This window comes from Lysobacter sp. cf310 (assembly GCF_900114355.1).
Classification (GTDB): domain Bacteria; phylum Pseudomonadota; class Gammaproteobacteria; order Xanthomonadales; family Xanthomonadaceae; genus Lysobacter.
Window position 1 is genome coordinate 83,765 of sequence record NZ_FOSS01000008.1, and the last position, 11,058, is coordinate 94,822.

Sequence of the window (11,058 nt, forward strand, 5' to 3'; positions counted from 1 at the left end):
GCATCGCCCACCGCCAGTCGCCGCCTTACTTCTTCGCCGTCGCCTTCAGCGAATCCGACAGCGCATACATCAGGTCGACATAGAAGCGTTCGGCCTGCGCCAATCCGGCGATCTTCGAGCCGGCCTGCGGTTCCACCACCATGTATTCGTTGGGCGCGTGCGCGCCGCTGCCGTGGCCCAGGCCGCCGGCGATCATCGGCAAGCCCAGGGTCTGGGTGAATACGTAATAGGGCGCACTGCCGGCCAGGCGCGGCGCGATGGTCGGGGTGAAACCGTATTTGCGGTAGGTGCCGATCGCCGCGCGCGACAGCGGCGCGTCCACCGAGGTCTGCGCCGGCGGATAGCCCGACAGCTGGCGCACCACGATGTCGTCGAAGCCTTGCGCGTCGAGCTGCTTGCGGATCAGGCCCAGCGCCTGCTCCGGGGTCTGGTCGGGCACCAGCCGCGAATCGACCTTGGCCACCGCGCGGTGCGGCAGGATGGTCTTGACGCCTTCGCCGGTGTAGCCGGCGACCAGGCCGTCGATGTTGAGGGTGGTATCGAACAATTCCGACGCCACCGCCTCGCGCACGCTGCGCCCGTTCTTCCAGCGCGTCGCGCCCAGCACTTCCAGGGTCTTGGCCGCGTCCTGCTCGCGGTCGCGGATCAGGCCGTTGTACAGGCGCTGTTCCTCGGCGTTGGGCGGACGGATCGCGTCGCGGTAGCCCGGCACCGCGATCTCGCCTTCGGGCGTGGTCAGGGTCGACAGCGCCTGCACCAGGCGCCAGGTCGGCGAATCCAGGGTCGCCGCCATCGAGCCGTGCACCTCGCTCTTCTGCGAGCCGCCGGTCTTGGCGTTGCCGCGCGCTTCCAGTTCGAAGTACAGGATGCCCTTCACGCCCAGGAACATGCTGGGCTCGCCGTCGCGGCCCTGGGTGTTCATCGGGAAGAACACGCCGTCGGCCTTGCGCAGCTGCGCTTCGTACTTGGCCACCACTTCCGGGTAGTGCGGCGAGCCGAGCTCCTCCTCGCCCTCGGCCAGCACGATCAGGTTCACCGGCGGCTTGCCGCGCACCTTGATCATCGCCGCCAGCGCATTGAGAAACGCGCGCTGCGGGCCCTTCTGATTGGTCGCGCCGCGCGCCATCAGCACCTTGCCCAGGCCGGGCTCGTCGACCAGTTCGCCCTTGAAAGCGTCGACCTTCCAGCCGGTGGGCTCGATCGGCTGCACGTCGTACATCATGTAGACGACCAGGGTGTGCTCGGCGCCGGCGTCGTAATACCCGTAGACGCCGGGGTGGCCGGAGGTCGGCACCAGCGCGGTGTCGCGAAAGCCCAGGCCCTGCAGATCGGCGCGCAGCAGTTCGGCCATTTCCTTGATGCCCTGGTTCTGCGCGCTGATCGACGGCTGCCGCACCCAGCGCTGCAGCTGTTCCAGATCCTGCGCACGGTGCTGTTCGAGATAGGCGTAGATGTCGGCGTAGTCGCCGGCATAGGCCGGCACCGAAGCGGCATCGAACGCCGCGGTCTCGGTGATCGTGATCTTCGGCGCGGGCGCACCGGGCGGCGCCGCGGCGGCGGAGCCGGCGACGAGCAGGGCGGACAACAGACAGGCGAACGACGAGCGGCGCGGCTGGGTCATGAGCGTGGGGTCCCTGGAGTGGTCCGACGATTCTGCGCGCGCCGGACCGTTTACCGCATGACGCAGCGCACAGTGCGTCCTGGCGCATGCCGTCTTGTCGCTCGCGCGCGCCCGGGCTAAGGTCTGCGGGCTTTCCGATCAGGGGTGGGAATGTCGTACTTGCAGGGTCTGCCGGCGTTCGCCGGTTATTTCGGGGTCGGGCTGGGGTTCGTCGCCTTGTTTCTGGCGCTGTACCTGCAACTCACGCCGCATCGCGAACTGCAGTTGATCCGCGACGGCAACCTCGCCGCCAGCACCGCCCTGGCCGGCGCGCTGCTCGGCTTCTGCCTGCCGCTGGCCAGCGCGATGGCGCACAGCCTCAGCCTGATCGACCTGGCCGTGTGGGGCGCGGTCGCGATGCTGACGCAGGCTGCCGCGCATGTGCTGACCCGCTTGCTGCTGCCGGGATTTCCCGCGCGCATCGAGCGCGGCGAGCAGGCCGCCGCGCTGTTGTCCGCCACCCTGCATCTGGGCGTGGGCCTGATCAATGCCGCGGCGATGACTTACTGACGATGGCGAAGAAGAAACGCGGCGCGTCGCAGTACACGCCCACGATCACCCGCCCCGGCCCGCTCAAGCGCAAGCGCTCCTACGCGGTGCCCTTGCTGTGGCTGGGCGCGGCCGGGCTGATCGGTTATCCGATCGTGCGCGATCTCACCGCCGAGCCGGTGCAGCGCGGCGGTTACGCCGATCGCTACAGCTGCGAATGCGACTACAGCGATCGCTGCACCTACGAGAACGGGCGCTGGTACGGGCCCTGGTATCCGCAGAAGGCGCAGGATCCGCGCGACGAACAGGCCGGCAACCGTTGCCGCCGCCACGGCGGCTATTACGGCGGCTACGGCAACGCCGCCGGCTCCCGCGGCGACGCCGACTACCGCGCGCCTACCGTCGAGCAAGGCTACCGCGGCGGCTTCGGCCGCACCGGCGCCGCTCACTCGGTCCGTTCCTGATGCGCCGCGAGCGCTGCGCGCCGCGACCGGACTGGCGCGCGCGGGTCGAGGCGTTGGGCTTCGATTTCCACAGCCTCGACGGCGCCTATTGGGTCGACGACGCCTGCTACCGGTTCGGCGAAGATCAGATCGACCGCATCGAGGCCGCGACCGGCGAGCTGCACCAGCTGTGTCTGCAGGCCGCGGCCCATGTCGTCGAACGCGGCGACTATGCCGAATTGGGCTTGAGCGCGCGCGCGGCCGAACTGGTCGAGCGCTCCTGGCGCGCGAAGGAACCGGCGCTGTACGGCCGCTTCGACCTGGCCTACGACGGCTACGGCGAACCCAAGCTGCTCGAATACAACGCCGACACCCCGACCTCGTTGTTCGAGGCCGCGGTGGTGCAGTGGTACTGGCTGGAAGACACCGCCGCCGGCACCGACCAGTTCAATCTGATCCACGAGCGCCTGGTCGAGCGCTGGCCGCAGATCCTGCCCGCCGGCGCGCAGGTGCATTTCGCCGGCTGCCTGGAGACCCCCGAGGACCGCGCCACCGTCGAATACCTGCGCGAGACCTGCGCCCAGGCCGGTTACGCCACCCAGTCGCTGGATATCGCCGAGATCGGCTGGCTGGACGCGAACTACGTCGATCTCGACGATCGCCCGATCGCGCAGCTGTTCAAGCTCTATCCCTGGGAGTGGCTGCTGGACGAGCCTTTCGCCGAGCACCTGCCGACGGCGCCGACGCGCTGGATCGAACCGGCGTGGAAGCAACTGCTGTCGAACAAGTCGCTGCTGCCCTTGCTGTGGCGTTTGTTTCCGGGCCATCCCAACCTGCTGCCGGCCTCGCACGATCCGGCCGCGATCGACGGCCCGCTGGTCGCCAAGCCGCGCCTGGGCCGCGAAGGCGAGGGCGTGGCGATGTTCGAACGCGCGCCGCTGATGGCCGCGCCGGACACGGTCTACCAGGCCTATACGCCGCTCTACCAGAGCGCCGCCGGCCACGCCGTGCTCGGCGCCTGGGTGGTCGGCGACGTCGCCGCCGGCCTGGGCGTGCGCGAGGACGGCGACCGCATCACCCGCAATTCCAGCCGCTTCGTACCGCACTGCTTCGACTGAAGCCGCGCGCCAGCGCCGGCCGCCGACTTGGGCGAGAATATGCGTTCTCCCCAACCGATCCCGCGTCGATGACCGCCTCCACCGAATCGCTGTTCGCCCTTTCCGAGCGCTACTACCTGCCGGTCTACCGTCCGCGCCGGATCGTGCTCGATCACGGCCAGGGTGCGCGCATCTGGGACCGCGACGGTCGCGAATACGTGGATTTCGGCGCCGGCATCGCCGTCAACGCGCTCGGCCATGCGCATCCGGCGCTGATCGCCGCGCTGACCGAGCAGGCCGGCAAGCTCTGGCACACCAGCAACGTGTTCGTGAGCGAGCCGCCGCTGCGCCTGGCCGAAGCGCTGGTGAGCGCCTCGGGCTTCGCCGAGCGGGTGTTCTTCTGCAATTCCGGCGCCGAGGCCAACGAGGCCGCGATCAAGCTGGCGCGCAAGTGGGCCACCGCACAAGGCCGCGCGCCCGAGCGTCGCGCGATCCTGAGTTTCCGCGGCAGCTTCCACGGCCGCACCCTGGCCGCGGTCACCGCCACCGCCCAGCCCAAGTACCACGAGGGCTTCGAGCCGCTGCCGCCGGGCTTCCGCTACAGCGACTTCAACGATCTCGCCGCGGCCGAGGCCGCGATGGCCGACGGCGCGGTCTGCGCGGTGCTGGTCGAGCCGGTGCAGGGCGAGGGCGGGGTGACGCCGGCGACGGTGGAGTTCCTGCAGGGCCTGCGCGCGCTCTGCGATCGCCACGGCGCCTTGCTGATCCTGGACGAAATCCAATGCGGCATGGGCCGCACCGGCCGCTTGTTCGCCTGCCACGGTTACGAGGTCGTGCCGGACGTGGTCACGCTGGCCAAGGCGCTGGGCAGCGGCTTCCCGATCGGCGCCATGCTGGTCGGTGCGCGCGCCGGCGAAAGCATGCAGTTCGGCGCCCACGGCACCACTTTCGGCGGCAATCCGCTCGCCGCCGCGGTCGCCAACGCGGCCCTGCGCGAGCTGTCGTCGCCGGCACTGCTGGCCAACGTGCAGCGCCAGTCCGACGCCTTGCGTGCGGCCCTGGCGGCGCTGGACGCGGAGTTCTCTTTGTTCTCCGAAGTGCGCGGCCGTGGCCTGATGCTGGGCGCGCAACTGCGTCCCGAGCACGCCGGCAAGGCCGGCGAGATTCTCGACCGTTGCGTCGACCACGGCCTGCTGCTGCTGCAGGCCGGTCCCGACGTGTTGCGCTTCGTGCCGGCGCTGAACATCGCCGACGCCGATGTCGCCGAAGGCCTGGCGCGTCTGCGCGCCGCGCTGGCGACGTTCCTGGGCCGCTGATCGCCGACCTCGGACGCATGAGCGACGACGACTGCGTCTTCTGCGCGATCGTGGCCGGCACCGCGCCGGCCAGCGTCGTCTACGAAGACGAGATCGCGCTGGCCTTCGTCGATCTGCGTCAGGCCGTGAGCGGGCATGTGCTGATCGTGCCGCGCGTACATGTGCCGGATATCTATGCCCTGGACGAAGCCACCGCCGCGCACCTGATGCGGCTGGCGGTGCGGATCGCTAAGGCGCTCGCGGCCGACGGCCGCCCCGACGGACTCAGCCTGTGGCAGTCCAACGGCGCGGCGGCGATGCAGGAAGTGCCGCATGTCCATCTGCACGTGCATCCGCGCCGTCACGGCGACGGTCTGCTCGACGTGTACCCGAGCGGCTTGCCCGTGCCGGTCGCGCGCGAGGCCCTGCAAGCGCTCGCGCAGCGCATCGCCGAGCGCCTGTCCGCCCACTGACGCCGCTCACGGCCTTGGTTTTCCCTCGCAAAAACGGCCTGCAGATCTGGCATCCGCTGCTTAATCAAACGATAATGATTATCGTTTGCAAAATCCAGCCGGAGACCCCATGCCCCGAACTCGCCTCCACCCGGCCCCCTTGGCCGTGGCGCTCGCGCTAGTCTTGACCGCGCCGCTCGCACGCGCCCAGACCCCGTCCAGCCCCGACAGCGGCGACGCGCGCGCGGACCGGGCCACCGACCTCGACCACGTCGTCGTGCAGGGCGCCTCGACCGGCTACAAGGCCGCCAACGCGAGCACCGCGACCAAGACCGACACGCCGCTCGGCGAAACGCCGCAGGCGATCACCGTGGTCACCGGCGAGCAGATGCGCGACCAAGGCGCACAGAACATCCAGGACGCGCTCAACTACGCCGCCGGCGTGCGCTCGGAGGCCTACGGCCTGGATTCGCGCGGCGACTGGACCCTGATCCGCGGCAGCGACCCCACCGAGTATCTGGACGGCCTGCGCGGCGCGTTCAACTACTACACCAGCACCACCCGTACCGACCCCTACATGCTCGAGCGCATCGAAGTGCTGCGCGGTCCCTCGTCCATGCTGTTCGGGCAGGGCAGCACCGCGGGCATCATCAACCTGGTCAGCAAGCGCCCGCAGGCGCAGAGCCAGCGCGAGATCGGCGTGCAGCTGGGCAGCTTCGACCGCCGCCAGATCAACGCCGACCTGACCGGCCCGCTGACCGCCGACGGCACCTGGCTGTACCGCATCGTCGCCCTCTACCGCGACAGCGACACCCAGGTCGACCAGGTCGAGGACGACCGCCGCCTGATCGCGCCCTCGCTGACCTGGCGCCCCAACGAAGACACCTCGCTGACCTTGCTGCTGCGCTGGCAGCAGGACCGCACCGGTTCGACCTCGCAGTTCTTCCAGTGGAGCGGCCTGGTCGCGCCGAACCCGAACGGGCCGATTCCGGCGAACCGCTTCATCGGCAATCCCGGCGACCACTACGACACCGATCACAGCAGCGCCGGCTGGTCGTTCGAACACCGTTTCAATCCGAACTGGACCTTCCGCCAGGCGTTCCGCGCCTCGCGCAACGAAGTCGACTACGTCACCGTCTACGCCGATCCCTTCAGCAATCCGCTCAATCCCTTCATCGACCCGCAGCAGCGGGTGATCAATCGCGAGGGCTGGTTCGCCCATAACCGGGCGCGCATGCAGAACCTGGACCAGCATGTCGAGGGCCGTTTCAAGACCGGCGCGCTCGAACACCAGATGCTGCTCGGCGTGGACGCGGTGCGTTTCAAGCAGGACGAGGCGCAGAGCTTCGACGGCGCGCCCGAACGCGGCGGCACCCTGCCGCCGATCGACGTCTACAACCCGGTCTACGCGCCGTACACGCCGCCGCCGCTGGGCCCGGCCGTGCAGACCAGCCAGCGCCAGATCGGCGTCTACCTGCAGGATCAGATGCGCATTGGCGAGCATTGGATCGTCGTCGCCGGCCTGCGTCACGACCGCGCCAAGAGCGGCAAGGTCGGCGAGGCCGACGAGAGCTCCAGCGCCACCACCAAGCGCCTGGGCCTGATGTTCCACGACTGGGCCGGCTGGTCGCCGTATGTGAGCTACAGCGAATCCTTCACGCCGGTGGCCGGCACCAACCGCAACGGTGCGCGCTACCGGCCGCAGCGCGGCGAGCAGGTCGAGGCCGGCCTCAAGTTCGAACCCGCGCAACGCGATCTGAGCTTCACTGCCGCGGCCTACGAGCTGCGCGAAGAGAACCGTCTGATCCCCGACCCCGCCAGTCCGGTCGGTAACAACATCCAGGCCGGCAAGACCAAGACCACCGGCCTGGAGCTGGAATTCGCGGGCAAGCTGACGTCCTCGCTGGACATCACCGCGCACTACAACTATCTCGACAACGACAAGCAGTTGACGCCGGCGCCGCGCCATCAGGCCGCGGTCTGGGCCAAGCAAGCTTTCAGCCTCGGCGGCCGCGACGGCTTCGCCGCCGGCCTGGGCCTGCGCTACTTCAGCGCCTTCGCCGAACCGCCCAGCCCGACCACACCCTCGGTCCTGCTCGGCGACGCGATGCTGTCCTACGACACCGGCGCCTGGCGTCTGGCGCTCAACGTCAACAACCTCACCGACAAACGCTACTTCAGCTACTGCGGCGGGCGCGGCGACTGCTGGTTCGGCGCGCGTCGCAACATGGTGCTGAGCGCCAGCTACTCGTTCTGAGCGCAAAGCAAAACGGGCCGACGCAAGGTCGGCCCGTTCGCGTTCACCGTGCCGCAGGCGCGCGGCACCTGACGGATCACAACGCCGCGAAACTCGCGCGCGCGGCCTCCAGCGTGTGCGCGATCTCGGACTCGCCGTGCGCGCTGGACAGGAAGCCGGCCTCGAACGCCGACGGCGCCAGGTACACGCCGCGCTCGAGCATGCCGTGGAAGAAGCGGTTGAAGCGCTGGGTGTCCGAAGCGAGCGCGTCGGCGAAACTGTTCACCGGCCCTTCGCGGAAATACAGACCGAACATGCCCGGCGCGCGGGTGGTATGGAAGGCCACGCCGGCGTCGCGCGCGGCCGCCTCCAAACCGTCGCACAGCGCATGCGTGCTGCGTTCCAGCGCCTCGTGGAAGCCCGGCGCGCGGATCAGATCCAGCGTCGCCAGGCCCGCGGCCATCGCCACCGGATTGCCGCTGAGCGTGCCGGCCTGATAGATCGGGCCGCTGGGCGCGACCTGGCTCATCAGATCGCGACGGCCGCCGTAGGCGCCCACCGGCATGCCGCCGCCGATGATCTTGCCGAAGGTGCTCAGGTCCGGCTTGATGCCGTAACGCTGCTGCGCGCCGCCCAGCGCGACCCGGAAACCGGTCATCACCTCGTCGAAGATCAGCAGCGCGCCGTAGTTGCTGCACAGGGCGCGCAGATGCTGCAGATAGCCTTCGCGCGGCAGGATGCAGTTGGCGTTGCCGACGATGGGCTCGATGATCAGGCCGGCGATCTGATCGCCGACATCGTCGAACAAGCGCGTCGCCGCCTCGAAATCGTTGTAGGGCAGGGTCAGGGTCAGGTCGGCCAGCGCCGAGGGCACGCCCGGCGAATTCGGCAGGCCCAGGGTGAGCGCGCCGCTGCCGGCCTTGACCAGGAAACTGTCGCCGTGGCCGTGGTAGCAGCCTTCGAACTTGACGATGCGCGTGCGCCCGGTCGCGCCGCGCGCCACCCGGATCGCCGACAGCGTGGCCTCGGTGCCCGAGTTCACCATGCGCACCATCTCGCAGCTGGGCACGATCGAAGTGATCGCCTCGGCCATGGTCACTTCCAGCGCATTGGGCACGCCGAAGCTCAGGCCGTCGCGCATGGTGCGCGCGACCGCGTCCAGCACCTGCGGATGGGCGTGGCCGGCGATCATCGGGCCCCAGGAACCGACGTAGTCGACGTAACGGTTGCCGTCCACGTCGTACAGATACGCACCTTCGGCGCGCTGGGCGAAGAACGGCTCGCCGCCGACGGATTTGAACGCGCGCACCGGCGAATTGACGCCGCCGGGCAGCAGCTCGGAAGCGCGGGTGAACAGGGCGTGCGAACGGGCGTTATTCATGGGCAGACAGGGGTCTTCAGGTAAGAGGAACGGAATCGGAATGAGGGGCGTCGAAACATGCCCGGTACGCGCGCGTCGCGGCGGCCGGATCCGGCGCGTCGAACACGCCGCTGATCACCGCCAGCAGATCGGCGCCGGCCGCGACCAGCGCCGGCGCATTGTCCGGGGTGATGCCGCCTATCGCCACCCGCGGCACGTTCAAATCCGCCGCGTCGCGCAGCAGCTGCGGCGCCGCGCGCCGCGCGTTGGGCTTGGTCGGCGACGGAAAGAACGCACCGAACGCGACATAGTCGGCGCCGGCCGCGACCGCCGCGCGGGCCAGGGCGCCCTGGTCGTAGCAGGACACGCCGAGGATCGCATCCGCGCCCAGAGCGGCGCGCGCGGCCGCGATATCGCCGTCGTCCTCGCCCAGGTGGGCGCCGTCGGCGCCGATGCGCGCGGCCAGGCGCCAGTCGTCGTTCACGATCAGCGGCACCTGGCGACGCCGGCACAGGGCCAGCAAGGCGCGCGCCTGGCGCTCGCGGCCGGCGTCGTCGGCGGCCTTGTTGCGGTACTGCAGCCAGGCCGCGCCCGCGCCCAGCACGGTGTCGACCCGCGCCAGCAGGCGCGCGTCGTCGGCGTCGTCGGGGGTGATCGCATAGACGCCGCGGCGCGGCCAGGATGAATGCATGACGGCGCTTCCGTGGGCGCGACGGGGGTGGGACAATGCCTGTCCCGCAAGACAGCCATTATCCGCCCATATGTCCGAGATCGCCGCCGCTACCGTGTTCCGCACCTGGATGTGCGTCGTATGCGGCTTCATCTACGACGAGGCCAAAGGCCTGCCGGAAGAGGGCATCGCCCCGGGCACCCGCTGGGCGGACGTGCCCGATACCTGGACCTGTCCGGACTGCGGCGTGACCAAGGACGACTTCGAGATGATGGAGCTCTGAGCGCCTAGGCGGTTCAGGGCTGGGGCAAGCCCGGCCCGAAGGTCAGCACGGCGCCGTCCTGCAGTTTCAGCTTGGCCGCCTGGCCGGCGTTGAGTTCCAGCACGTAACGCGCCGGCGCGGCGCTGGGGTAGGGCGGGCACTGGTTGCCGGCCGAGCACGGCGGCACGTCGCGCTGCTGCGACACCAGCTTGCGGTCGTTGTCGAAGTACAGGATATCCAGCGGAATCTTGGTGTTTTTCATCCAGTAGGCCTGCGGTTCCTGGCGCTCGTGGATGAAGACCATGCCGCGGTCGACGGCCATTTCCTCGCGGAACATGAGACCCATGGCGCGCTCTTCGTCGTCGTCGGCGACTTCCACCGTATAGCGCTGCCCGGCCAGCTCCACCCAGGTGTCGGCGCCGCTGGCGCAACCGGATAGGGCCAGGCCGCAGCAGGCGGCCAACAGACGTAGCTTGGACATCGAGCGTGTTCCTTGTTGCCGGAGGGTGCGGCGACCATCGGGCAGCGCGGCGCGGCGGTCAAGTCGAATTATTTTCGCCGACCCCCTTCCCTATTCAGCTTGAGCTGTGCACAATGCGCGCCCCGCCGAGCTGCATTGATTGAGCGCGGCGGAGCGGATCGAAAGCGGCATCGAAAACGGTTGACGGATTCGGAGGCTGCTGTAAGATGCGCGGCCCGACAGACGGGACGGCTTCAGGGCCTGAACGGAACGGCGGGAAGCGGTAGAAAAAAGGTTTCGCAGGGTGTTGACGGTCGCGAAATCTGCTGTAAGATGTGCGGCTCCCTCGGGCACTTTGGTGACGAGGTCGGAACAAGGCGCTGAGGCCGGTTCCTAGGATCTTTGACAGTGTGCGCAGGTGACTTGTGCGGGCGTCTGGCCGGTGGTGTTAGTCCATCAGCAGACGTTCGTAACAGAGTCCAAATGAAGCAAGAAAGCATGCAAATGCGAGTAAACGTGTAATTCGGGCTCAGGAGCGACGACTGCACTCAAAGCATTAGATTGGTACTTCGGTACTGGTCGAAAATTTAAGTGAAGAGTTTGATCCTGGCTCAGAGTGAACGCTGGCGGCAGG

General features: G+C 68.9%; 11 protein-coding genes. 7 read left to right on the plus strand and 4 right to left on the minus strand.

Going from position 1 to position 11,058, the window contains the following annotated elements:
• Positions 1 to 25: 25 nt before the first annotated feature.
• A complete protein-coding gene (locus BMZ45_RS20690; protein ID WP_091638412.1) occupies positions 26 to 1,621 on the minus strand; it encodes a M20/M25/M40 family metallo-hydrolase in 1,596 nt (531 codons plus the stop codon).
• 150 nt (positions 1,622 to 1,771) lie between these two features.
• On the opposite strand from BMZ45_RS20690, the gene BMZ45_RS20695 reads away from it, so the two are divergent.
• From BMZ45_RS20695 to BMZ45_RS20720, 6 genes are all read left to right on the plus strand, one after another.
• Positions 1,772 to 2,170 carry a DUF350 domain-containing protein gene (locus tag BMZ45_RS20695; RefSeq protein ID WP_091638413.1) on the plus strand — a complete coding sequence of 133 codons (399 nt, stop codon included), beginning with the start codon at positions 1,772 to 1,774 and terminating at the stop codon, positions 2,168 to 2,170.
• A 2-nt stretch (positions 2,171 to 2,172) separates the two neighbouring features.
• Positions 2,173 to 2,613, plus strand: coding sequence for a hypothetical protein (locus BMZ45_RS20700; protein ID WP_091638414.1), 441 nt, complete (start codon positions 2,173 to 2,175; stop codon positions 2,611 to 2,613).
• Positions 2,613 to 3,710 carry a glutathionylspermidine synthase family protein gene (locus tag BMZ45_RS20705; protein WP_091638415.1) on the plus strand — a complete coding sequence of 366 codons (1,098 nt, stop codon included), beginning with the start codon at positions 2,613 to 2,615 and terminating at the stop codon, positions 3,708 to 3,710. The genes BMZ45_RS20700 and BMZ45_RS20705 overlap by 1 nt, the downstream gene beginning before the upstream one ends.
• A 68-nt stretch (positions 3,711 to 3,778) precedes the next feature.
• Positions 3,779 to 5,005, plus strand: a complete 1,227-nt coding sequence (locus BMZ45_RS20710; RefSeq protein ID WP_091638416.1) for an acetylornithine/succinyldiaminopimelate transaminase — start codon at positions 3,779 to 3,781, stop codon at positions 5,003 to 5,005.
• 17 nt (positions 5,006 to 5,022) lie between these two features.
• On the plus strand, positions 5,023 to 5,457 hold the full coding sequence (locus BMZ45_RS20715) for an HIT family protein (RefSeq protein ID WP_091638417.1): 435 nt from the start codon (positions 5,023 to 5,025) through the stop codon (positions 5,455 to 5,457).
• Positions 5,458 to 5,620: 163 nt separating this feature from the next.
• On the plus strand, positions 5,621 to 7,693 hold the full coding sequence (locus BMZ45_RS20720; RefSeq protein WP_217643250.1) for a TonB-dependent siderophore receptor: 2,073 nt from the start codon (positions 5,621 to 5,623) through the stop codon (positions 7,691 to 7,693).
• Positions 7,694 to 7,769: 76 nt separating this feature from the next.
• On the opposite strand, the gene hemL is transcribed toward BMZ45_RS20720, so the two are convergent.
• Both hemL and thiE read right to left on the minus strand, forming a co-directional pair.
• A complete protein-coding gene (hemL, locus tag BMZ45_RS20725; RefSeq protein ID WP_091638419.1) occupies positions 7,770 to 9,053 on the minus strand; it encodes a glutamate-1-semialdehyde 2,1-aminomutase in 1,284 nt (427 codons plus the stop codon).
• Positions 9,054 to 9,069: 16 nt separating this feature from the next.
• On the minus strand, positions 9,070 to 9,723 hold the full coding sequence (gene thiE / locus BMZ45_RS20730; RefSeq protein ID WP_091638420.1) for a thiamine phosphate synthase: 654 nt from the start codon (positions 9,721 to 9,723) through the stop codon (positions 9,070 to 9,072).
• Positions 9,724 to 9,793: 70 nt separating this feature from the next.
• Between thiE and BMZ45_RS20735 the strand changes: the two genes are divergently transcribed.
• Positions 9,794 to 9,985 carry a rubredoxin gene (locus BMZ45_RS20735; protein WP_056180017.1) on the plus strand — a complete coding sequence of 64 codons (192 nt, stop codon included), beginning with the start codon at positions 9,794 to 9,796 and terminating at the stop codon, positions 9,983 to 9,985.
• A gap of 13 nt (positions 9,986 to 9,998) precedes the next feature.
• On the opposite strand, the gene BMZ45_RS20740 is transcribed toward BMZ45_RS20735, so the two are convergent.
• The gene (locus BMZ45_RS20740) at positions 9,999 to 10,445 is read right to left on the minus strand and encodes a DUF192 domain-containing protein (RefSeq protein WP_091638421.1); all 447 of its coding nucleotides are present in this window, start codon (positions 10,443 to 10,445) and stop codon (positions 9,999 to 10,001) included.
• Positions 10,446 to 11,058 lie beyond the last annotated feature (613 nt).